The 22,417-nt window shown below is 63.1% G+C and carries 17 protein-coding genes; 8 read left to right on the forward strand and 9 right to left on the reverse strand.

Annotated elements, in window-relative coordinates:
• Positions 1–143 precede the first annotated feature (143 nt).
• The 3 genes from EKH80_RS20245 to EKH80_RS24360 all read left to right on the forward strand — a co-directional run bounded on the left by EKH80_RS20245 (position 144) and on the right by EKH80_RS24360 (position 7,734).
• Complete coding sequence (locus EKH80_RS20245) at positions 144–959, forward strand: sulfotransferase family protein (protein WP_126686618.1); 816 nt, start codon at positions 144–146, stop codon at positions 957–959.
• A gap of 127 nt (positions 960–1,086) precedes the next feature.
• On the forward strand, positions 1,087–4,800 hold the full coding sequence (locus EKH80_RS23905; protein WP_158628907.1) for a beta strand repeat-containing protein: 3,714 nt from the start codon (positions 1,087–1,089) through the stop codon (positions 4,798–4,800).
• Between the two features lie 45 nt (positions 4,801–4,845).
• The gene (locus EKH80_RS24360) at positions 4,846–7,734 is read left to right on the forward strand and encodes an autotransporter outer membrane beta-barrel domain-containing protein (RefSeq protein WP_126686619.1); all 2,889 of its coding nucleotides are present in this window, start codon (positions 4,846–4,848) and stop codon (positions 7,732–7,734) included.
• Between the two features lie 365 nt (positions 7,735–8,099).
• Here EKH80_RS24360 and EKH80_RS20280 read toward each other — a convergent pair whose 3' ends face one another.
• The 3 genes from EKH80_RS20280 to EKH80_RS20290 all read right to left on the reverse strand — a co-directional run bounded on the left by EKH80_RS20280 (position 8,100) and on the right by EKH80_RS20290 (position 10,397).
• Positions 8,100–9,305: a HEAT repeat domain-containing protein gene (locus EKH80_RS20280; RefSeq protein WP_126686620.1), complete on the reverse strand. Its 1,206-nt coding sequence runs from the start codon at positions 9,303–9,305 to the stop codon at positions 8,100–8,102.
• Between the two features lie 102 nt (positions 9,306–9,407).
• On the reverse strand, positions 9,408–9,848 hold the full coding sequence (locus tag EKH80_RS20285) for a hypothetical protein (protein WP_126686621.1): 441 nt from the start codon (positions 9,846–9,848) through the stop codon (positions 9,408–9,410).
• Between the two features lie 30 nt (positions 9,849–9,878).
• Positions 9,879–10,397, reverse strand: a complete 519-nt coding sequence (locus EKH80_RS20290; protein ID WP_126686622.1) for a Panacea domain-containing protein — start codon at positions 10,395–10,397, stop codon at positions 9,879–9,881.
• 379 nt (positions 10,398–10,776) lie between these two features.
• Between EKH80_RS20290 and EKH80_RS20295 the strand changes: the two genes are divergently transcribed.
• The 3 genes from EKH80_RS20295 to EKH80_RS20305 all read left to right on the forward strand — a co-directional run bounded on the left by EKH80_RS20295 (position 10,777) and on the right by EKH80_RS20305 (position 13,751).
• Positions 10,777–11,811, forward strand: a complete 1,035-nt coding sequence (locus EKH80_RS20295) for a two-component system sensor histidine kinase NtrB (protein ID WP_126686623.1) — start codon at positions 10,777–10,779, stop codon at positions 11,809–11,811.
• A complete protein-coding gene (ntrC, locus tag EKH80_RS20300) occupies positions 11,804–13,198 on the forward strand; it encodes a nitrogen regulation protein NR(I) (protein ID WP_126686624.1) in 1,395 nt (464 codons plus the stop codon). The genes EKH80_RS20295 and ntrC overlap by 8 nt, the downstream gene beginning before the upstream one ends.
• A gap of 100 nt (positions 13,199–13,298) precedes the next feature.
• The gene (locus EKH80_RS20305) at positions 13,299–13,751 is read left to right on the forward strand and encodes a GNAT family N-acetyltransferase (RefSeq protein WP_329955494.1); all 453 of its coding nucleotides are present in this window, start codon (positions 13,299–13,301) and stop codon (positions 13,749–13,751) included.
• Positions 13,752–13,817: 66 nt separating this feature from the next.
• Here EKH80_RS20305 and EKH80_RS20310 read toward each other — a convergent pair whose 3' ends face one another.
• From EKH80_RS20310 to EKH80_RS20330, 5 genes are all read right to left on the reverse strand, one after another.
• A complete protein-coding gene (locus EKH80_RS20310) occupies positions 13,818–15,713 on the reverse strand; it encodes a phospholipase D-like domain-containing protein (RefSeq protein WP_126686625.1) in 1,896 nt (631 codons plus the stop codon).
• A 176-nt stretch (positions 15,714–15,889) separates the two neighbouring features.
• Positions 15,890–16,489 carry a YceI family protein gene (locus tag EKH80_RS20315; protein WP_230473851.1) on the reverse strand — a complete coding sequence of 200 codons (600 nt, stop codon included), beginning with the start codon at positions 16,487–16,489 and terminating at the stop codon, positions 15,890–15,892.
• A complete protein-coding gene (locus EKH80_RS20320) occupies positions 16,486–16,959 on the reverse strand; it encodes a SixA phosphatase family protein (RefSeq protein WP_126686626.1) in 474 nt (157 codons plus the stop codon). The genes EKH80_RS20315 and EKH80_RS20320 overlap by 4 nt, the downstream gene beginning before the upstream one ends.
• A 60-nt stretch (positions 16,960–17,019) precedes the next feature.
• Positions 17,020–17,652, reverse strand: coding sequence for a ParA family protein (locus EKH80_RS20325; RefSeq protein WP_126686627.1), 633 nt, complete (start codon positions 17,650–17,652; stop codon positions 17,020–17,022).
• Positions 17,653–17,802: 150 nt separating this feature from the next.
• On the reverse strand, positions 17,803–18,825 hold the full coding sequence (locus EKH80_RS20330) for a hypothetical protein (RefSeq protein ID WP_126686628.1): 1,023 nt from the start codon (positions 18,823–18,825) through the stop codon (positions 17,803–17,805).
• A 173-nt stretch (positions 18,826–18,998) separates the two neighbouring features.
• Between EKH80_RS20330 and EKH80_RS20335 the strand changes: the two genes are divergently transcribed.
• Entirely contained in the window at positions 18,999–19,187 is a 189-nt protein-coding gene (locus EKH80_RS20335) for an antitermination protein NusB (protein ID WP_196240415.1), read from the forward strand.
• A 141-nt stretch (positions 19,188–19,328) separates the two neighbouring features.
• Here EKH80_RS20335 and speE read toward each other — a convergent pair whose 3' ends face one another.
• Entirely contained in the window at positions 19,329–20,180 is an 852-nt protein-coding gene (gene speE / locus EKH80_RS20340) for a polyamine aminopropyltransferase (RefSeq protein ID WP_126686630.1), read from the reverse strand.
• Positions 20,181–20,447: 267 nt separating this feature from the next.
• Between speE and speA the strand changes: the two genes are divergently transcribed.
• Positions 20,448–22,337, forward strand: coding sequence for a biosynthetic arginine decarboxylase (gene speA, locus EKH80_RS20345; protein WP_126686631.1), 1,890 nt, complete (start codon positions 20,448–20,450; stop codon positions 22,335–22,337).
• Positions 22,338–22,417: the final 80 nt, after the last annotated feature.

Below are 22,417 nucleotides of genomic sequence, written 5' to 3' on the forward strand. Positions count from 1 at the left end.
ACGCACAGACATGTCCCTCCTTCTGTCTATCGCCTAGCATTCGAGCAAGTTTAAAAACCGTGATCAATTTCACATAAATGAGCGACGCGACGCGGCGCAGACCCGTCGTGTCCGGAAGTTGGCTAGAGCCTTCAGGGGGGCTGATGAATCGCCGGTTTCACTTTATTTCGGGCCTGCCCAGGTCCGGATCGACGTTGCTGTCGGCCATTTTGAGCCAGAACCCGCGCTTCCACGCGAGCATGAGCGGACCGCTCGGCGGCGTCGTCACCACCCTGCTGGGCGAGCTCAGCGGTCGCAACGAATACTCCGTATTCATTTCCGATGAACAGCGCCGTCGGATGCTCAAAGGCCTGTTCGATAACTACTACGGTCCCGAATACGGAGCCGAAGTGGTGTTCGACACCAATCGCGCCTGGTGCAGCAAGCTGCCTCAGCTCAAGCAGTTGTTTCCGCAGAGCAAGGTGATCGCCTGCGTGCGGCACGTGTCGTGGATTATCGACAGCATCGAGCAACTGGTACGCAAGAACGCTTTCCAGCCATCGTCCATCTTCAACTACCAGACCGGCAGCACCGTGTATGCGCGCGCCGAAGGCCTGGCCAACGGTGATGGCATGGTGGGCTATGCCTATAACGCGTTGAAAGAAGCGTTTTACGGCGAGGACACCGCCAACCTGATGCTGTTGCGCTACGAGACGCTGACCAGCGATCCGGCGCGTGCGATCGCCGCCGTGTACGACTTCCTCGGCGAGCCGGCCTTCGCGCACGACATCAACAACGTCCACTTCGACGCCAGCGAGTTCGACGCCAAGGCCGGCACGCCCGGCCTGCATGCGGTGCGGCCGCGCGTGGGTGCCATCCAGCGCGGTTCGATCCTTCCGCCGGATGTGTTCAACCGCTTCGCCAACGACGCCTTCTGGCTGGACCCGGGCCTCAATCCGCGAGGCGTGCGCGTGGTCTGACGCGCACCCGTTATTCCGCGCTTTTGCATGGCATGACCTGAAGCCGTCCGCATGTCGCGTGCGACGGCAGGTCGAGCGAAAAAAACCAAGCATCACAACGACATTGAAACACCACAGGGACTAGACCATGAACCGCATCTACCGCATTGTCTTCAATCGCACGCTCGGCGTGCCGCAAGTGGTATCCGAACTGGCCAGCGCGCCCGGTGGTGTCGTCGTCGGTGCTGCGGATCAGTTGCCGAAGCTGGGCACGAAGTCGCGCCTGCTCGCGGTTGCGGTCGGTCTGGCGCTCGCCACGGTGACGGTGCCGACATGGGCGCAGACGTGCACGCAGACGTTGGGCGTGTTGACGGCCTCTTGCACAGGTTCGGCGGGTTCCAATGGCGGCCGTGCCCGCTATGGCTCGGGCGGCAGCCCGGCGGCAGCCGGAAGCGGCACGGGCGCGAGCTCAACGACTCCGGGCGCGGGTGGCGCTTTCGGCGGCAGCGGCGGGCTCGGCAAGAGTGGCATTCATACCCCATTTGCCAATGGTGGCGGTGGCGGCACCTATGGCGGTGGTGGCAGCGGTGGTGGCGGTGCCGGCGGTAACGGCGGCAATCCCGGCATCGTGACCTCGGGCACCCTGTCCACTACGGGCGGTGTTGTGATCAACGGTGGCGCAGGCACCAATGGTGTCCCGTACGGCCCCGCCGGTGGCCCCGTATGGAGTGTCGGTGGTGGCGGCGGCGGCGGTGGTGCCGGCGTGAACACAGCTACCTCCAACGCGTCCCTGACGAATGCGGGAACGATTGCGGGCGGCAACGGTGGCAACGGTGCCTACAGCGTCTATACCGGTGGCGGTGGCGGTGGCGGCGTAGGCCTCGGCATCGTCGGCGCCGGCAATCAGGTGTCCAACAGCGGCAGCCTGGTGGGCGGCCGTGGTGGCGATGCCGGTGCTGTTGCCTTTGGCGGAATCAGAAATACAGGCGCCGGCGGCGGCGGCGGCGCTGGCCTGGGCATCACGGGTAACGGAAATTCGGTAACCAACACCGCGAGCATCGCCGGCGGCCAGGGTGGCACTGGCTCGTCGGTCGGGATCGGCGGCGTTGGCGTTGGCATCTCGGGCAACAACAACGTGCTGGCTACCAGTGGCCACATCAGCGGTGGCCTGAATGGCGCAGGCACCAATGTCAACGATGCCGTCCTCATCACGGGCAACAACAACACGCTGGAGCTTGACCAGGGCTACAGCTTCACCGGCAACGTGGTATCCACGGCCGGCAACAGGAACTTGATCGCACTGGGCGGCAGCACCGGTGGAAGCTTCAACATCGCCGGCTTCGGTGCGTTCACCGGTTTCGATGGCTACGCGAAGAACGGCACCGGCACCTGGACGCTGACGGGCAGCTCGACGGCGGTGATGCCGTGGGCGCTCAACGCCGGCACGCTGTCGGTGTCCTCCGATGCCAACCTTGGTGATCCCAGCGGCAGCCTCACCTTCACCGGCGGCACGCTGCAGTTTGGCAGCAGCTTCAACCTTGCCAGCACGCGGGCGATCACGCTTGCTGTCGCCGGCACCATCGATACCAACGGCTACGCCACCACGATCTCGCAGGCGATCACCGGCAACCTTAACCTTGGCCTGACCGTGATGGACAGTGCCGGTGGTGGCGCGCTGACGTTGACGGGTGCTAACACGTACGGCGGCGACACGGCGATCAACGCCGGGGCCAAGCTGATCCTTTCCGGCGCGGGCAGCATCGCCAGCTCCAATACCGTGACCGTCAACGGCGCGCTGGATGTGTCGGCCAACGGCGCATCCATCAAGAGCCTGATGGGCAGCGGCAGCGTGGCATTAGGTGCGCAGGCGCTCACGCTGACCAACGCCGGCAGCGCCTTTGCCGGCGTGATCAGCGATACCGGCGGCAGCACGACGGGCACCGGCGGCTCGCTGGTCCTCAACGGTGGCGCGGAAGCGCTGCAGGGCGCCAACACCTATACCGGCAGCACCACCATCAACGGCGGCACGTTGCAGTTGTTGTCTTCTGGCAGCATCGCTTCTTCGTCCGGCGTGAACGTGGCGAGCGGCGCCACTTTGGACCTCACCCAGACCAACGTCGCGTCCATCCACTCACTGAGTGGCGCTGGCAACCTGGCGCTCGGCTCGAACACGCAGCTCTGGCTCAGCGGGCCTGACAGCGTGTTCGACGGTGTCATCAGCGGTGGTGCAAACAACATCGTCGCCCTGTTCAACGGCAGCGAAACCCTCAATGGCGTCAACACCTACGGCGGCCAGACCAAGGTGAACAACACCGGCACGCTGTTGGTGGGTGATGCCTCGCACACCGGCGCCAGCCTTGCCAGCACCGTGGACGTGATATGGGGCGGCATACTGGGCGGTCATGGCAGCGTGGGCGGCGTAACGCTGGAAAGCGGCGGCATTCTGACCCTGGGCGGTGCCGGCATCGCGGGCGATACCGCGCTTGGCATGTTCACCGTCAACGGCAACTTCATCGCGAACGGACCCAGCACGACCTCGAGCGGATCCAGCACGCTCAATCTCGCCTTTGGCGCACCGGGCGCCAGTTTCCAGAGCGCGGGCAGCAGCGACAGCATCCTTGTGAACGGCAACCTCACGTTGAACGGCGCCACGCTCAACGTGATCAACGCCGGCAGCATGGGGCCGGGCTTGTACAACGTGATCACTTACACGGGCACGCTCGCGCAGAGCGGCGCCGGCCTTAGCCTGGGCAACACGCCGACAGGGCAAAACGTGGCCCTGCAACTGCTCACCGCGCAGAAGCAGATCAACCTGATCGACAGCACCGGCTATGCGCTCAACTACTGGAATGCCAATGGACAGGCCAGCGCCACGCAAATGGGTGGCGACAGCGGCACGTGGAGCACCGCATCCTCGACCAACGGCGCCAGCACCAGCAACTGGACGAACGCCACTGCCAGCGTACCCAACGGCGTGTGGGTACAGGACGGCTTCGCCGTCTTCGGCGGCACGGCGGGCACGGTCACCGCAAGCGGCACCGTGAACGCCACCGGCCTGCAGTTTGCCGTGGATGGCTACACGGTGACCGGCGGCACTCTGGTGCTGGATGCCACCACCAGTGGCGGCACCACCACGGCACCGATCATCCGCGTGGGCGATGGCAGCAGCGCCAGCGCGGGCATGACCGCCACCATCAGCAGTCAGCTCAGCGGCAGCGACGGCTTCACCAAGACCGATGCTGGCACGTTGGTGCTGGCCAGCTCCAATTCGATACAAGGTGGCGTCACCGTGCAGGGTGGCACCTTGCAGCTTGGCAGCGCCTCGCACGGGGCCGTACTGCGAAACACGCCGATCAGCATGTCTGCCGGCACTAACCTGGTGATCGACAACGGCTATGTGACGAGCAGCGCCGGTAGCGCCTCATCCAGCAGCACGAGCACCGGTGGCGCCGGTGGGGCGGGCGTGACCGGCACCGGTTTCACCGTGACCAACAATACCTTCACCAACGGCAACGTTAGCAGTCGTAACAGGATCGGGGGAGGCAATGGCGGCTATAGCCAATACACCAATGGCGGTGCGGGCGGCTCAGGTATCAGCGGCACCGGTTTCACCGCGAACAACGCCGGTTTCATTTCCGGTGGCCGCGGCGGCATCACGCACAGTCTCACCGGCGTGGGCGGTGCCGGCGGTGCCGGCATTGATGGCAGCGCCTTCAAGCTGACTAATGCCAGTACTGGCAAAATTGCTGGCCTTATTGGCGGCATTATCACTGGCGGTTATGGCGGATGGAACAATGGTGAGGGTACCGTCGCTGGCGCTATCGGATCCACGGGCGGCGCAGGTGTGATGGTGGAAGCCTGAGCCACCCAGTCCACGATTACCAACGCGGGCATTATCGACGGCGGCATGGCTGGCAGCGCCGCAAGCGGCAACTACGGAGCGGCTGGCAACAACGGTAGCGGCGGCGTATCTGGGGTGGCGGGCTCCAATGGCACCGGCGGCTCTGGCAGCAATGGTACGGCTGGCGGCAATGGCTTGGCGGGTGGCGCGGGCCAGAACGGCGGCAACGGCGGCAACGGTGGTATCGGCGTCAGCGGCAGCAATTTCGCTCTGATCAACAGTGACAGCATTAGCGGCCGTGGCGGCAGCGATGGCGGCAGCGGCGGTAACGGTGGCAATGGTGGTGCCGGTGGTGCCGGTGGCAACGGCGGAGCAGGCGGCATGGGCACCATGGGCAGCCCTGGCATCCCTCCCATGCCCATGCCTGGCCCCGGTGGCACGATAACGACCCTGCCGGGCACGCCAGGTGGTACGGGCGGCGTGGGTGGCAATGGCGGCAACGGCAGCATCGGTGGTAATGGCGGCGCGGGTGGTAATGGTGGCAACGGTGGCAACGGCGGCAATGGCGGTGCCGGCGTCAGCGGCAGCAACTTCACCCTTACCAATACAGGCAGGATCGGGGGCGGCGATGGCGGCGCGGGCGGTACGGCCGGCTACGGCGGCGGCGGTGGCGCAGCCGGCACGGGCGGCGCGGGTGGTGCAGCTGGCCTCGGCGGCTCCGGTGGCATGGGCACTCCTCCTGGTGCACCCGGTCCCAGTGGCAGCGCCGGTTCCAGTGGCGCGTCTGGCGTTGCCGGCGTGGCGGGTGCCAATGGTGTCGTCGGCAACGGCGGTGTTGGCGCAGCAGGCGTGATTTCTACCGGCGGCAGCACAGTGACCAACGCCGGCAGCATTGCTGGCGGTGTTGGCAATAGCGGCAACGGCGCGCAGGCCGATGCGGTGAACTTCTCGGGCGGCGGCAACACGCTGGTGCTGGAAAGTGGCTACAGCTTTACCGGCAATGTGATCTCCACCAGCGGCAGCACACAGGGCGGCGATACGCTTGCTTTCGGCGGCAGCACGAACGCCAGCTTCAACGCTTCGCAGATCGTTTCCAGCGCACCGAGCGGCTATAACGGCAGTTCCAGTCAGTACTACGGCTTCAGCACCTACGAGAAAACCGGCAGCAGCACCTGGTCCCTCACCGGCACCTTGGTGAGCGGTCTGGCCTGGAACGTGCAGCAAGGCACGCTGGATCTTTCGGCGATCACCAATAACGTGGTGCTGGGATCCTTGACCGGCGCGGGCACTGTCACCACCGGCAGCCATGCGCTGGTGCTGGGATCGACCGGCAGCAGCATGTTCACGGGTACTGTCATCGCCAGCACGCTCGAGGTGCAGAACGGCGACACGCAGATCCTCAACGGCGTCGACACCATCGCCGGCGCCACCACGCTCACCAAGGGCACGCTGGAAGTCGGCGACGCCAGTTCCGGCAGCACCGCGCAACTCACCACCACGCAGGTGGACGTGCAAAGCGGCGGCATCCTGCGCGGCCACGGCACGGTCAATGGCGATGTGATCAACGATGGCATCGTGTGGCCGGGCGGTTCCGTCGGCGTGCTCACCATCAACGGCAACTACACGCAGAACAGCGACGGCGCATTGCAGGTAGATGTAACGCCGACGGCGGCCTCGGAGTTGCTGGTGAACGGCAACGCCAGCCTCGCTGGTACTTTGAATCTGATCTATGCGCCGGGCACCTACAACAGCACGACGTACACGCTGGTGCAGGCCAAGACGCTGAGCGGGCAATTTGCGGCCGTCAACGCCACTGGTTCGGTGCCGATCGCGCTTGATCCGACGGTGACTTACAACGCGACGCAGGCGGATCTGACGTTGAATGCCGCACCGACGCCCACACCCACACCGACACCTACTCCGACGCCGACACCCACTCCGACACCCACTCCAGCCCCATCGAGCACGGTTGTTGCACCGGCCGACGGTGGCCTCTATGCCAACCTGATGCGTAGCGTCAATTTGGTCGGCCAGCAATCGCTTGTCACGGTGCTCGATGCCACCCTGCGTTCCCCCGAAACGGCGTGCGAATCAGCGAATGCCACGCATGGTCATACCGTCGCTTCCGCGTGCAACAGCGGCTTGTGGGCGCAGTACAGCGGCAGCAGCGATTCGCTGACCGGTGCGAACGGCTTGAACAGCAGCGTCTTCGGTTTGCAGGGCGGCTGGGATCATGTCGTCGCCGATGTCGCGCACATCGGTGTGGAAGCCGGTTTCGGTCGCATCAACGGCAATGACCACAACGGCGGCAACGGCACGGTCGACAATGTGCACGGCGGCTTGTACGCGTTCGGCAATGCAGGTCCGGTGGTGTTGTCGGGCACTGTCGACATAGCGCACGAGAGCTACCGCGTGTATCGCCAGACCGGCATCGGCCACGGTGTGGCCACGCCCGATGGCGAAACCATGTCGGCAGCACTGCAGGCCGCCTGGCCGCTGGCGGCAGCGCGATGGCAGATCACGCCGGCCGTGGGTGCGCTGTACCAGCACCAGACGCTGGATTCGTTCTACGAAGTGGTATCGAGCACCAGCCCGCTGGCGCCCGCGTTTGCAGTGAGCGGTGCGCACACCACGTACAACACCATGCAGCCCTACGCAAAGGTGTCGTTCGCTACGGCGTTCGTGGCGCAAGGCATCAGCTACGTGCCGCAGTTCGAAGTGGGCTATCGCTATGACACGCGCAACGGCAACACCCCGGTGGTGCGGGAAACCGCGCAGGACGGCACCGTGTTCGCGATGCCGGGCGACAATCTGGGCCGCGGCATGGCCACGGTGGGTGCGCGCATCACGGCACAAGCGGGCAAGTCGTGGAATCTGTACCTGGATTACCAGGGCCAATTCTCCGGCCGCGTCAGCGACAACGCCCTGAGCGTGGGTTTCACCAAGCAGTTCTAAGCGGTACACGATAGAGCGTCGGCACAAGGATGTGTCGACGTGCCCGATGCGGATAAGCCCCCTTTCGAGCCGATCTGACTGTGTCATGTCGGTCTCGAAATAAACGCCGCAGGGAATCTGAGCGGTGGCATGGAAAAGGTCTGTCCAGTTGCGTCGCTATCGATATCCGATAGGGTCGGCACCTCCTGACTCTAATTCGTTCCGCTACTCAAAGAGGGGGGGCGTCGCCCCTCGCACGTTCAGGTCTTGCCGCATCCAGCCAGAGGAATAGACTGGGATGCTCTGGTTAACTCAGCATAGACGCCACCGCCCCTTCCTATTGGATAAAAAAGAAATGGGGTGACGTCCAGAACGGTGGCTTTCGCCTATACCACAGGGGTATCACGAACGTACGCCGCAACCTCTTCGCGGATGTCCGACAGCCCTACCTTCATTCGAGCCAAATGGGCGTTACCGTCGCGCGGATCCCACAAATTTTGATTGGCGACCAACCCTTTCAAGATGGCGTGTTGATCGCTGGTGAGGTGTTCCGGTAGCGGCGGACGTTTTCCTGGTTTGAAAGAGGCCGCCTCCTTGGGGAATGCCACTTCGAGGATGGGCCCCCATTCGTAGTCGGCTAACAACCCGCCTTTGGAATCGGCGATCAGTGCCAAGGCTGCGGGCAGCCACTGCTCGACCTTCACGTTCCGCGCGATCAGTTTCTCCAACAAGGTAATGCGGGTGTGTTCTGGGAAGAATGGCGGTCGCCTCTTGAACCAGGTGTTTACCTTATCTGGATGGGCTAGTGCCGCGATTAGGATGAAATTGGCGCGTTCGTCAGCGACGAAAAGTGCCGCACAGGCGCGGACTGCCTCGTCTCGGTCTTCAAGCCAGCCTGAGACGTCGCGACCAAGCGTTCCCAATGCCAGCACCAGACCGGCCCGCTCGTCTCGATTTATGGGCCCGCCCAGCCGTTCCCGGATGATCTCGGCGACAGCCTCGGAATCGGCACTGTTGGGTTGAAGGGCTCCCCACTCAGCTACCGCGTTGATCGCTTCCTGGCGAACATCGAACATCTCGTCCGATACAAATGGCGCGATGGCGTTCAGCACATCGCTCGTCATCTCGTGCAAAGAGAGCACGGCTTGGCACATCAGCACGGTGATCAGTGGAGAGCCCCAGCCTTCGTCGTCCTCTCCCTCCTCATCGCTACGAAGATGAAGAATAAGCTCGTCCAGTTCAGCCTCGCTGGGTTGTGGCAAGGGGTCCGGTGTCTGTATGCCGTTCAGGCTTGATCCGACGTCGCCTAGAAACGTGATTGCCTTGGTAAGCGTAACGGTCTTCCGGCCGAGTGGTTCGCGTAGAATCGGATCCCGCAACACCCCCGCAATGACCCGCACGGCCGCCGGAGTTACGGAATATATGGTGCCCTGATGAAGTACGGCACTATCCAAATGGGCGAGCGCCGCCTTGCGTTGCGACGCAAGCTCGCTAGTCAGATTGCGCAAGTGGCCAGGCGTATCTTCCGCCACACCGTAGGCGTGAAAGAGACGCCCCCAATTTGTTTCGTGCAACACATCCCAACCGAGCAAATCCGTTCTCCTGAGCAGGCCGTTGAGAATTTTCCGTAATCAGGGGCATTCAAGAAACGGCCCCTAGCCAACTAGACGCCAATGTCAGATCACAGTCCGATTTTAGGCTTGACTGCCTTTTTCCCTGGGATTTCTTCCTGCGGGAGGCTTCCTTGCTGAAATGGGCTGAAAATGGTGGTCGGAATATAGGTACCGCAAAGCGATGGCGAATAAGCCGAGAATGTTGGCAGTGGTGGTTGCGAGCAGCGCAATGACCACGTTGGGAGACAGCGTAAAAAAGTTAAACGCTGTTCCGAATCCTTCAAGGAAGAGCAGCAGAACTACAGCAGCCACCCATCCTTGGCAGATCCAGAGCAGTGCCGGTGTAATTTTTTCTCGATGCTTTCGACGCTCGGCGTCGTTATCCAGGTATGACTGCTCGTACCAAGTTCTTTCGGCTTGCGCGGTCCTAATCGATTCTCTGGAAGAAGAGGTCTTTACTGACGTAATAAACGTCTTGAACGCAGCATCTAAGTCAGGGCTCGGACTTGTCGTCTCAGTCATGATGATTGCCAGTCCTTGGCCAGCGCCGATTTATGCGGCTGCAGGTTCTTTCATAGCCGCGATTCCAAGCCTTGCCTGGAAGTAATCTTGCATCGTGTCGAGGCCAATTTCAGCGTTCTTTCCAGCTTTTTTCATGGTCGCGTCCCAGGGACCTCCGGGCTCGTGGGACAAAATGGAAAGATCGAGAGCAGTGAGCCTGCCAAAGCTTTTCCAAACATGTCTAAGGAAATCGAGAATGCCTTCGTCAGTCGGCGGCAGGTGCTCGAAAGCCTCAAATTTACCCTTATCGGACAAGTCGAAGTAAACCGCTCTTTCCGTGATTCCGCTGGCTCCGTACTTCTTGAACTCGTGATACACACGCGGGAACACCGGACCATGTTTCCAGGCCTCGACGCCATCACTGATGAGTGGGTTGCCTTTGAAGGCGAGGAACATGCCTTGAGCAAAATAGAGAAGCTTCTGCAACTTCATGTTGCTCAGGCACTCTCCGTCCTCCTCTGCGATGTTGAAGAAGGCGTTAGCCACTTGTTGAGCGTTGTACGTCTGCATTGCGGAGGCCTCTTGGCAGACCCACCCCGTGCTTACGAGAGCTGAACTCGCTCAGCCACTTAGATGCGTCCTACATTCCCAGAATATATGGTGCTTTGAGCGTGGGGCAACCATATATGGGAAAGGTCTCAAGTCATGAGGCAACGCTTGCGGGCCGGCCTTGGCTACGCGAAATCCCTTGTGGAGTCATTGGGCTAAATCCCAAGCTTTCAGCTCGGCTGAGAGCAGCTATGAGTACTTCCATTAACATCGTGGAGGCCTTTTTAGGTCCAGTCCGAACGATGCTATGTCTCTGATCGAATGCCGGTTTCCAGCAGCTGGAAGCCCTTTGTCGTAGGTGGCATTTGCACCAAGCCGACGCATTGTCCATGATGGTGCAATGAGCGAGCAGGTGTCCCGAGGCTGGGTGGAGCAGTTGTCGACCGGGTTGGCGGTGGTCGACCGGGATTTGCGCGTGGAATGGATCAATCCGGCACTGGCCGAGTTGCTGGGGCTAGGGCTGCGGCATGCCCAGGGGCAATCGCTGCGTGGTTTGCTGCAGGATGCCGGGGTCGCGGAGCAGGCGAGGCGGAGCCAGGCCGAGCAGCGCTCGGTGCAGTGTCGCGGCCTGCTGCTGCCTGGGATTGCAGGGGGCCAGCGGGTGGATGTGGCCTTGCAGCCACTGGAAGCGGGGGGCCTGCTGGTGGAAGTGCACACGCTGGCGGAAGTGCCATCCACAGTCTCGCCGCTCTCGGCGACCTTGCGTGGTTTTGCCCATGAGGTAAAGAACCCGCTGGCGGGCCTGCGTGGCGCGGCCCAGCTGCTGCAGCGACGGTTGGAAGATCCGGATATGCAGGCGCTGGCGGGCATGGTGATCAACGAAGCCGATCGGCTGGCCGCGTTGGCGAACCGGTTGCTGCATCACGATGGCGCGCCGCGCCTGGCGCCGGTGAATCTGCACCAGCTGATGGAGCGCGTCGGGGAATTGATAGGCGCGGAGCCGAAACCGCCGCGCTTGCGGCACGACTACGACCCCAGCCTGCCGGACGTGGAAGGCGATGCCGATCGCCTGCAGCAGGTGTTGCTCAATCTCGCGCGCAACGCGATCGAAGCAGGTGCGAAGACACTGACTCTGCGCAGCCGAGCGGAACATGGCGTGCGCCTGGGCGAGCGCATGTTTCGTAGCGCGTTGCGGCTGGATGTGATGGACGATGGCCCAGGCGTGCCGGCGGCCCTGCGCGATAACTTGTTCGAGCCGCTGGTTTCCGGACGAGTGGACGGCACCGGCCTTGGCCTGGCGCTGTCGCGCGAAATCGCGCACGAGCACGGCGGCGAATTGCGTTACGTCAGCCGCCCGGGCGAAACGGTGTTTTCGCTCTATCTGCCTTTGCCTCCGCGCATGGGTCTTGCAGTCACGGGGCGTGCTCATGGCTAAACCGAATGACCGGACTGGCATCTGGATCGTCGATGACGATCGCGGGGTGCGCTTTGTGCTGGCCGAAGCGTTGCGTGATGCGGGCATGGAAGTGCGCGAGTTCGAAAATACGCCGAGTGTGCGCAAGGCCTTGCGTGAAGCGATGCCGGCGCTGCTGGTCACCGACGTGCGCATGCCGGGCGAAAGCGGATTGGCCTTGCTGGAAGAGCTGCATGTGCAAGGCATAGGTCCGGTGATCGTGATGAGCGCTTACACGGATGTTGCGACCACCGCCGCGGCTTATCGCGCCGGTGCGGTGGATTATCTGGCCAAGCCGTTCGATCTGGACCAGGCGCTGGCTTCCGTGCAGCGTGCGCTGGCGGATGTGCCGCAAGCTGAGGTTGCATCTTCAGCAAGTGCGGTTCCCGCCAACGCCTTGCTGGGTGAAAGCGCGCCGATGCGCGAGGTGTTCCGCCTGATCGGCCGCATTGCCGCGAGCGATCTCAATGTGCTGGTTACCGGTGAAACCGGTACCGGCAAGGAACTGGTAGCGCGCGCGTTGCACGAGGAAAGCGCGCGGCGCGGCAAGCCGTTCGTGGCCTTGAATACCGCGGCCATTCCCAGCGAATTGCTGGAAAGCGAACTGTTCGGTCACGAAGCAGGGGCCTTCACCGGCGCTACGCGGCGCGTGGCTGGGCGTTTCGAGCAGGCGGAAGGCGGTACCTTGTTTCTCGACGAGATCGGCGACATGCCCCTGATCCTGCAGACGCGCCTGTTGCGTGTGCTGGCGGGCGGCGAGTTCTATCGCGTTGGCGGGCGGGAGTTGATCCGTTGCAATGTGCGTGTCGTTGCGGCCACGCATCAGGATCTGGATGCACGCGTGATGGCGGGACAGTTTCGTGCCGACCTGAAGCATCGCCTCGATGTGGTGCGCATCGAATTGCCTCCTTTGCGGCAGCGCCGCGCGGATATTCCGCTGCTGGCCCAGCACTTTCTGGCCAATGCCGCGCAGGAATTGAAGCTGCCGCCCAAGCGCTTCTCGAAGGCGGCGCTGAAGGCGATTGCGCAGCGGGATTTTCCCGGCAACGTGCGCGAGCTGGAGAATCTGTGCCGGCGCCTGGCGGTGATCGCGATGGGTGCGGAAATTCTGCCGGCGGACCTGGGCAAATCGGTCGAGGCGCAGGGTGGGGACTGGACGGACGCCTTGCGCGAATGGGCGGGGCGAGCATTGGAACGCAACGAAGCGGATATTCATACGCGTGCGCGCGAGGCGCTGGACCGCGTGCTGATGGAAGCGGCGTTGGCGGCCAACGAAGGGCATCGTCAACATGCTGCGGCGGCGCTGGGAGTTGGCCGCAATACGCTAACTCGCAAGCTGGGTGCATCGCGTGCGCGGCGCAAGTCATAAGCAGGTATTTGCTCCCTCCCCTACGTGTAGTAGGGGAGGGAGCCGCTACCCGCTAGCTGAAATTTGGCGCTAACCAAGTGAGCAGAATGGGAGTCAACGGGTGTCGACATTGATGGTGCGCCCTGCCGAGCGCAGGGACATGGCCGCGATTGCCGAGTGGAACGTGGCGATGGCCTGGGAAACGGAGCAAAAGCGGCTGGACCAGCAGTTGCTTGCGCGTGGTGTTGCAGCGGTGCTGGATGAGCCACGACGCGGGTTCTATCTGGTGGCCGAACTCGATGGGCAGTCCGTGGGTTGCCTGCTTGTCACCTATGAGTGGAGCGATTGGCGCAATGGCGATTTCTGGTGGTTCCAGAGCGTGTATGTAGCGCCGGAAGCGCGCCGGGCCGGCGTATTTCGCGCGATGTACGCCGATGTGGCGCAGCGCGCCAAGCAGGCGGGTGCGGTGGGTTTGCGGCTGTATGTGGAAACGGAGAACTTGCGGGCGCAGCGGACGTACCGGGAGTTGGGCATGGAGCAGTGCCATTACTTCATGTATGAGCAGATGCTGTAGGCTGGGATGGCAATCCCAGCATCGCGCAGCGTGCGTGCATGGCAATGCTGGGTTTCGCAACCCAGCCTACAGCACGCCTTTCACACCCGCCCCAAACGCCACAAACAAGCGCGTGTAGATCAGCTTCGGTGAAATCGCCACATCCGGGAAATCGCCCACCGCGGTATAGCAGCGCGTAAAGTCCGGGTTGCCCGGCTGCATCGGCGGGCAATCGGGGTCGGCTTTCATTTCGTAGCTGGTGGCGTAGCGGAACGGCCAGATGTCGAACAGGGGCAGCCTGGCCGACAGGTCGCCGATGACCTGGCTGATCTGGCCCAGCACCGGGATGACCGGCTTGCGCGGCGCGATCACCCAGGCATTCTTCGGCTCGGTAGCTTCCAGCACGGAATCGCGCAAGATCTGCGCGAAGCGCTGGTCGTACACGATCACGCCGCTTTCGGTGTTGTAGCGATCGGAGCGCGGATCGAAGTTGTGCGAACCGACCATCCCCAGGTCATCGTCGATCACCAGCGATTTGGCGTGCAGGCCGAAGCGGCGGCCTGGGCTGGTCAGCGGTGCAGGGCGGTTGCGGCTGCCCTGGCTGCCGAACAGGCCGAGGTGCTGCTCGGTACCGGGATAGCGTATGCGCCGTTTGCCTGAGGCGCCGGGCACGCTCGGGGCGCCATCTTCCTCATCTTCGACGTTGGCCTGCAGGTACGCGTCGGTGGCCAATTCGGCGCGGGGCTTCAGTTCGTAGATGGTGAAGCCGTATTTGTTGAGGAAGCTTTTGCGGTGCTTGTAGGAGAGGGCATACACCGCAAAGGCATCGGTAGACGCCAGCGAGTTGGTGGATACGATGATCTGCGGCGCCGGATTTTCGCGATGAAGGAACTTGAAGATCTTTTCCGCGCGCCGGCTCATGACCAGGTAGGGTGTCTGCAGCACCACTTCTTTCTTGGCATGGTTGACCAACTGCATCAGGTGCGCAGTGAATTCCCGCGCCTGGCGTTTCGTCGGCTGCTCGGTCTTGGCCGGCAGGTCGCTGAAATACTCCACTTTGCTTGCGTAGAGGCTGTTGCTTAGGACGTGTTCGTTGAGCCAGTCCGGATCCTCCGCCTCGGCCTGGGCCGAGGCGACGCGGGCGGGGTAGGCATAGTGCGGGCCGGGCCATGGCTGCGGCGATGGGTTGCGCAAAATGAGCCGGTTCACGTCGTGCAGATGGGTGAGCGGCACGGCGCGCTTGTGATGCCAGAACAGGTCGAAATTCCGGCCCATTTCCTGCACGGCAGGTCCACCTACCATCACGTCGCGATCGACGTAGTCGAAATCGTCGTCCCAGTTGAAGTAGCGGTTCTGGTAGTTGCGCCCGCCGGTGATGCCGATGGTGTCGTCCACCACCAGCACCTTGTTGTGCATGCGCTGGTTGAATTTCATGAAGCAGCAGAGGATGCCGGCGGCGAATTCCAGCGGGGGTGTACGTGCGCTGTGGAAGGTGGGGTTGTACAGCCGCACCTGCAGGTTGGGGCTGGCGCGCGCGAGCTGGGCGAGCAGCGCCGCGTCTTCAAACGAGAACAGCTGGTCGGCGAGAATGCGCACGTTCACGCCACGCCGCGCCGCATCGATCAGTTCGTTGAGCGCAAGCTGGCCAAGGTCGTCTTCGTCCCAGATATAGGTCTGTACGTCGATGGAAGTTTTCGCGGCGCGGATCAGGTTGATGCGCGCCACCAGCGATGCTTCGCTGTCGTCGAGCAAGGTGACGACATGCTGGGGATGCTCCGGTGTGGAATCGGCCATGGCCTTGCTGGCCGCATCGAGCAGCGGCGATGGCGTGGCGCAGTGGTCATCCCGGCTGCAGGTGACCTGGCGATCGACGCTGGCGGCGACCACCGCGTCGGCTTGGCGAATTTTCTCGCGGTTCAGCGCGCAGCCCTGCAACAGGGCCGCCAGCAACAGGATCAACAGTAGGCTGCAACGTATGTGCATGGACAAGCCCGTTCAGTGCCTGCGCAATGCGCTGCTGCACACCTGCACTGCTGTCCGCTCGCGTCTCCCCATACGATTCACCTTCCTGATAGGCGTACAAACAGAGCCTGCGGGCCGCAGGCAAAGGCTGCTCGGTCCGAGCGCCTCCATCATAGCGACCGATCAGTAACGGCTGTTCAACGGGTATCCGGTTGCAGCGTGATGCTGAGGTTGAGGTCAACGCTATCGGACACGGCCAGGCGATCGCTGGTCATGCCAAAGGTGCTGCGTTGAAGCATGCCGCGCAAGACGATACGGCATGGGGTCGCCGCGGGTCGTTCGCAGTGCGCCGGCGCCACGGCGAAACGGATGGGTGCGGTGACGCCGCGCAAGGTGAGATAGCCGGTGAGGGTGCCGCCATGGTCCAGCTGGGTTTGCGCGAACGGATTGGAAGTGAAGTGGATGACCGGGTGATGGATCGCGTCGAAGAACGACGGAGCCAGCAAGCGTTTGCGCATGCGCGCCGAAGGCATCGCCACGCTGGTCACCGGAATGGTCGCGTTCACCACCCAATTGTCGGACACCGGGTCCTGCGACACGGCGCCGTCGACGTGCGTGAACTGGCCATCGACCTGGTCCAGCCAGAACAGGCGCACATGGAACATGGCTTCCGAACTGGCTGGATCGATGCGGTACTCGGTCCCGCTGGCTGCCGCGAGCAGCGGGAACAGCAGTAGTAACAAGAGCCCCATATGCCGCGATGCGTAACGCTGCAACGCGGGCATGAGGCGCGTCATGGCGACCAGAACGCATCCAGCCGTGCGTTGCCCGGCTCCAGCGGGCCATCCAGGTGAAGCACGGCCAGTCCTGCCGGCGGCATGCCACGGAATTCGTCGGAGCGGCCTTCCACCAGCAAGGCGACCAGCCGTTCAATGCCCGGGTTGTGGCCAACCAGCATCACGGTGTTCGCATCGCCGTGCTGGTCCAGCAAGGCCAATAGCTCGCCGGGTGTGGCGTTGTAGATTTCGGTCGCGGTCAGCATGGACGGGGTGCGCCCCAGTTCACCCAGCGCAAGGTTGGCGGTCGCGCAGGTGCGTTCGGAAGGCGAGCACAGCACCCGATCGGGCCGCTTGCCGTGTTTCTTCAACCATTCCCCCGCAGCGCGAGCTTCCTGTTCTCCGCGTCCGCTGAGGCGACGCACCTCGTCTTGCCCGCCGGGCGGCGCGGGCTGGGCTTCGGCGTGTCGCAGCAAAATCAGTTCGTGCATGACTGTGGGTGCTCCCGAAGAAGGTTCTGGTTCATGGTGAAGATAGCTCGAAGCAGACCCTCAATGTTGCCGCTTGATCCAGCGCAGCAGCGGCGTCCAGTCCTGCTGATGGCCGCGGACCTGTTCGGAGCCGTAGTCGAAGATGCCCTTGCCGAGCGAGGTGAGCAGTACGTAGGCCTGGGTGTCACGCAACTGCGCCACCACCGGGAACGGCGCCTGTTCGGCCAGCTCGGTGATGGCGTCCTGACTGGCGTGGGTCCAAGGCTTGAGGCGGTTGCCGACCAGGGCCACGGGCAATTTGCCGCGCTTGACGCGGCCTATGCCGCGCAGGTGCTCAAGGAATTTCAGCGTCGCGTGTAGATCGAAAGAGGAGGGCAATACCGGCACCAGCACCACATCGGCCTGTTCCAGGTAGGGCTCCAGTTCCTTTTCGTGCGAGCCGGCCGCGGTATCGACCAGTACGCGATCGGTATCTTCCGGCAGCTTATCCAGCGCCCGGCGACCACCCTCCAGGGCCAGTACGCCCGGCACGTTATCCGGACGCAGGCTCGCCCAGCGGTAGCTGGAACCTTGCGGATCGCTATCGACGATGGCAGTGCGCTTGCCATCCTGTGCCCAATGGGAAGCGAGCTGGGTGACCAGCGTGCTCTTGCCGCAACCGCCTTTGCTGCTTGCTACCAACACCGTAAGCATCGGTTACCCCTAATGGCGTGAGGTGGACCAAAGATAGCGGAGGAGTCGGAAACGGGAAACAGGGAGCGGGAAGCGCTATCGTTTTGCTGCTTCGTAGGCTGGGATGACAATCCCAGCTTTGCACGCGACATCTCGAAGCTGGGATGGGTGCTAGTTGCCGCTCCCCGGTTTTTGCGGCTGCCAATCCGCCGGTGCGTCGGTAGCAATGCCCGCGTCGTGCAAGGCAGCCAGCACCAGGCTCATCTGCGTGCCCCCGCTGCGGGCCAGGGCCAGCAGGTGCTGGGACTGGGCCTTGTCGTTCTGCGCGCGCAGGGACAGCGAAGCGAAGTTCTGGACCTGCCAGATCAGGTTGCGGCGAGCATTCTGGGCATCCTGCTGCTGGGCCGGGTCGGTGTTGAGCACTTCGCGCAAGTGCAGGCCTAGCGAACGGGCCAAGGGGCTGGAGCCCCATTCGAGCAGCAGCCCCAATTTCAGGCAGTCGTTCTTGACGGTGTCGTCGTTCGGTGCCTTTTCCTGGCAAAAGCCGGCGGTATCGCGCAGGGCCGGCTGCGGCATGCCGGTGGCGCTGCCATAGGCGATCAGCACCTGCACGCCGTTGGCGCCGGCATCGGAGTTCGGGTCTAGCGTGGCCGTTGGCGGCGGCAGCATGGTGGCGGCATTGGCGAGGGCTTTCAGCGCGACGCCGCTGTAGTCGTCATAAAGCTTGGCGGACGCGGCTTTCGCCAGATCCTGGCGTGCGTCGTCATTCTTCAGGCCGTTGACATCCTGGCTCAGCTTCACCAGCCACACGGCGGCATTGTCCGGAGCCTGTTGCACCAGCTGGGTCACAGCGTCACTGTTGGGGCAGGCATGCGTATTGGGATCGCAATCGGCCAGGCGCGCCCAGCTCACGGCAGGGCCGGCCGCGTCAACGCGGGCGGCGCGTTCGATGAGGGCATGAAAGCTGTTCAGCTTGCTGGGGTTCGGCAGCGGCCGAGCCAGCAGGGCGGCGGCCAGCAGGCGGTCTGCATCGCCACTGGGGGCGAGCACGTTGATCAAGTCGTTTTGAAAGGCGAGCAGCGCTTTTTCACGGGCTTGCGCGGTCTTGGTGGCGCTAGGAGCCGTGTTGGCGGCAACCGCCGCGGTGCTGAGTACAACGGCCAGGGTGAGGGCAATCAGGCGCCGTCCACGCATGGGAACTCCATCGTCGTAAAAAAGAGGGGAAGCATAACCTGAGGGGTTTGAGGCGGTTCTGAACGGGAAGTTCTTCGATTTTTCGCTAAACGCGATGCTGCCGTGCCAGCTCCTGTAGCATGCAGGGCCGCTGTCCACGAGGAACACAGGAGATAGCTGTGGAGTCGCTTTCGATGTTGGCCCAGGGGAACGTTGCCCCGTGGTTCGTGGGATGGGGCACACTGGCCTTGATCAATGCCGGCCTGGCGCAGGGCAAGAATCGCAGCGGCTTGCTGTGGTTTTTGCTGTCGCTGCTGCTGCTGGGGCCGTTCGCTACGCTGGCGATCGTGCTGATGCCCAAGGTGCGTAACCGGATTTTTTGATCATCACCTTGCTCCCTCCCCTACGTGTAGTAGGGGAGGGTTGGGGTGGGGTGAAGCAACCGCGCGATGAACTCAAGCACGGCGGCAAGCTCGTGCAACCCCACCCTAGCCCTCCCCTGCAAGCAGGGGAGGGAACAAAGCTTATTCCCCCAGCGCCTCGCGCATGAATTCCGGCTGCGCCAGCGCAGCCTTGTGCACTTCGGCGTTGTAGTAGCGGGTGGGGAAGTTCTTGCTCAGCGCACCGCGTTCGCGGAAGCCGGCCAGGTCGCCGCCTTTGCGCGCCATGCTGCAGCTCCACCAGCCGGTGGGGTAGCAGGGCTGCGGGAACGGCAGCGTCTTCACGGCGCTGAAGCCCGCCGTGCGCATGGCGGCGCGCATGGACTTGATCAGTTCCAGGTGCGCCATCGGCGATTCGCTCTGCTGCACCAGGATGCCGCCGTGACGCAGCGCCTTGTAGCAGCTGGTGTAGAAGGCTGCGTTGAACAGGCCTTCCGCCGGGCCCACTGGGTCGGTGGAATCGACGATGATCAGATCCAGCGACTCCGGCTCGGCCTCGGCCATGTACTTGATGCCGTCGATGAACAGCAGTTCGGCGCGTGGATCATGGTTGGATTCGCACAGCTCCGGGAAATACTGCTCGGCCAGGCGCGTGACGCGCTCGTCGATCTCCACCTGCGCGGCGTGCTCCACTTCCTCGTGCTTCAACACTTCGCGCAACGTACCGCAGTCGCCACCGCCGATGATCACCACCCGCTTGGCGCGCGCATGGGTGAACAGGGCCGGGTGGGTCATCATCTCGTGGTACAGGAAATTGTCGCGGCTGGTGAGCATCACGCAGCCGTCGATCACCATCAGGTTGCCCCAGTCGGTAGTCTGGTAGATCTCGATGGTCTGGAACGGGGTCTTCTCGGCATGCAGCAGCTTTTCGACGCGATAACCGATGGAGGAACCGGAAGCCTGGTGTGCTTCGGTGAACCAGCTGGGCTGCGACATGGGGGAGCGATCCTTGAAACGAGGGTTAAAGGCCGATGATTGTAGCGGCAAGGCCGGCGTCGTGCCGATAACACGGTGAGGCCTTGCCGCTGCCGACTGACCTCAAATTGTCGCAGCCGCCCGTTACACTATGCGATCGGCCGCCCGGGGCGGCCGTCAGGCTCCTCCGGCCCCGCGGCGTGCGAGGCTTCCGGCCGGCGAGCTTCAGTTCGTCAAGGCTCCGCCGCTGCGACGACGACATCCCCCTTGAAACGGAGATACCGTCACATGGCGAATGCCTGGAACATCGATGCCGCCCGCCACACCTATGCCGTGCCCTATTGGGGCGATGGCTATGTCGACATCCATGACGCCGGTCACATCGTGATCCGCCCGCATGGCCCTAGCGGCCCCGGCTTTTCCCTGCCCGACATCGTCGAGCGCGCACGTGCCGAAGGCTTGCGCCTACCTTTGCTCGTGCGCTTCCCTGACATCCTTGCCGACCGTCTCGCACGCCTGCAGGGCGCGTTCGCCAAGGCGATCGGCGAATGGAATTACGCCGGCAGCTATACGGCGGTCTACCCGATCAAGGTGAACCAGCAGCGCGGCGTGGTGGCCGAGCTGGTGGCGGCCGGCGCACACGGCTTTGGGCTGGAAGCCGGCTCCAAGCCGGAGCTGATGGCGGTGCTGGCGATGGCGCGGCCCGGTTCGGTGGTGATCTGCAACGGCTACAAGGATCGCGAATACATCCGCCTGGCGCTGATCGGACGCAAGCTGGGTTTGCGCATCCATATCGTGATCGAAAAGCCGTCCGAGCTCGATCATGTGATCAGCGAAGCGAAAGCCCTTCAGGTGGAGCCGCTACTCGGCGTGCGCGTGCGCCTGGCTTCGATCGGCGCCGGCAAGTGGCAGAACACCGGCGGTGACAAGGGCAAGTTCGGCCTTTCGCCCGCACAAGTGCTGGATCTGGTGGCGCGCCTGGAACAGGCGGGCCTCAAGCACACGCTGAAACTGCAGCATTTCCACATGGGTTCGCAGATTTCCAACGTGCGCGATATCGCCAACGGCATGCGCGAGGCCACGCGTTATTTCGTGGAACTCACCCGCCTGGGCGTGCCGCTTGAGATCGTCGACGTGGGCGGCGGCCTGGGCGTGGACTACGAAGGTTCGCGTTCGCGCAGCCACAACTCGATCAACTACTCGATCGACCAATACGCCGCCACCATCGTGCAGTCGCTCGCCGAAGCGGTGGAGGCCGAAGGGCTTGAAGCGCCGCACATCATCACCGAGGCAGGGCGCGCGATGACCGCGCATCACGCCGTGATGGTGGTGAACGTGAGCGAAGTGGAAGCCGTGCCGGCCGGCAGCCTGCCGCCAGCCGACGGCGACGAGCCGGCGGTGCTAAGGCATCTGCGCGAGGTCTACGAAGAGCTGGATGCGCGCCCGCCGCTGGAGCTGTTCCACGAAGCGCAGCATCACTTGCAGGAAGGCCAGACGCTGTACGCGTTGGGCCAGCTTTCGCTGGCGGCGCGCGCGCGGCTGGATGAGCTTTATTACGCGATTGCCAACGCGGTCCGTGCACGTCTGCTGCCTGCGGAGCGTTCGCATCGCCAGGCGCTGGATGAACTGGACGAGAAGCTGGTCGACAAGTATTTCGTCAACTTCTCCGTGTTCGAATCGGTGCCGGATGTGTGGGCGATCGACCAGATCTTCCCGATTGCGCCGATTGCACGCTTGAACGAGCAGCCGACGCGCCGCGGCGTGCTGGTGGATCTGACCTGTGATTCGGATGGCCGCATCGACAACTACGTGGATGCCGAAGGCGTGGACGTCAGCCTGCCGCTGCATGCGTTGAAGGACGGCGAGCCTTACCGGCTCGGCATCTTCATGGTGGGCGCTTACCAGGAAACGCTGGGCGACATCCATAACCTGTTCGGCGATACCGATGCCGTCAACGTGCGCGTGGACGGTGGCAACTATCTGTTTGCACACAAGCGCCGCGGCGACACGACCGACCTGATGCTGGACTACGTCGGCTACGACCTGGAGGCGTTACGCCGCAGTTATCGCGAACGAATTGCGGCGGCCGGTATAGAAGGTGAGCTGGCGCAAAGCCTGTTTGTAACATTGAATGAAGGCTTGACCGGCTATACCTATCTGTCCGAGGGCGCGCGCTAGCGGAGGCCTTAAGGATGTTTCGAATGCTTGAGCGTTCGAAACATCCTGCGGTGAACCGGTGTATTGCCCGCGGTTCATTT

Source organism: Dyella choica, from assembly GCF_003977665.1.
GTDB classification, from domain to species: Bacteria; Pseudomonadota; Gammaproteobacteria; order Xanthomonadales; family Rhodanobacteraceae; genus Dyella_B; species Dyella_B choica.

Excerpts from the sequence above, each read along its gene's own strand:
- EKH80_RS20245 (WP_126686618.1), top strand. The coding sequence starts at position 144 with ATGAATCGCCGGTTTCACTTTATTTCGGGCCTGCCCAGGTCCGGATCG.
- EKH80_RS23905 (WP_158628907.1), top strand. The coding sequence starts at position 1,087 with ATGAACCGCATCTACCGCATTGTCTTCAATCGCACGCTCGGCGTGCCG.
- EKH80_RS24360 (WP_126686619.1), top strand. The coding sequence starts at position 4,846 with ATGGCTGGCAGCGCCGCAAGCGGCAACTACGGAGCGGCTGGCAACAAC.
- EKH80_RS20285 (WP_126686621.1), bottom strand. The coding sequence starts at position 9,848 with ATGACTGAGACGACAAGTCCGAGCCCTGACTTAGATGCTGCGTTCAAG.
- EKH80_RS20290 (WP_126686622.1), bottom strand. The coding sequence starts at position 10,397 with ATGCAGACGTACAACGCTCAACAAGTGGCTAACGCCTTCTTCAACATC.
- EKH80_RS20295 (WP_126686623.1), top strand. The coding sequence starts at position 10,777 with ATGAGCGAGCAGGTGTCCCGAGGCTGGGTGGAGCAGTTGTCGACCGGG.
- ntrC (WP_126686624.1), top strand. The coding sequence starts at position 11,804 with ATGGCTAAACCGAATGACCGGACTGGCATCTGGATCGTCGATGACGAT.
- EKH80_RS20310 (WP_126686625.1), bottom strand. The coding sequence starts at position 15,713 with ATGCACATACGTTGCAGCCTACTGTTGATCCTGTTGCTGGCGGCCCTG.
- EKH80_RS20315 (WP_230473851.1), bottom strand. The coding sequence starts at position 16,489 with ATGACGCGCCTCATGCCCGCGTTGCAGCGTTACGCATCGCGGCATATG.
- EKH80_RS20320 (WP_126686626.1), bottom strand. The coding sequence starts at position 16,959 with ATGCACGAACTGATTTTGCTGCGACACGCCGAAGCCCAGCCCGCGCCG.
- EKH80_RS20325 (WP_126686627.1), bottom strand. The coding sequence starts at position 17,652 with ATGCTTACGGTGTTGGTAGCAAGCAGCAAAGGCGGTTGCGGCAAGAGC.
- EKH80_RS20330 (WP_126686628.1), bottom strand. The coding sequence starts at position 18,825 with ATGCGTGGACGGCGCCTGATTGCCCTCACCCTGGCCGTTGTACTCAGC.
- EKH80_RS20335 (WP_196240415.1), top strand. The coding sequence starts at position 18,999 with ATGTTGGCCCAGGGGAACGTTGCCCCGTGGTTCGTGGGATGGGGCACA.
- speE (WP_126686630.1), bottom strand. The coding sequence starts at position 20,180 with ATGTCGCAGCCCAGCTGGTTCACCGAAGCACACCAGGCTTCCGGTTCC.
- speA (WP_126686631.1), top strand. The coding sequence starts at position 20,448 with ATGGCGAATGCCTGGAACATCGATGCCGCCCGCCACACCTATGCCGTG.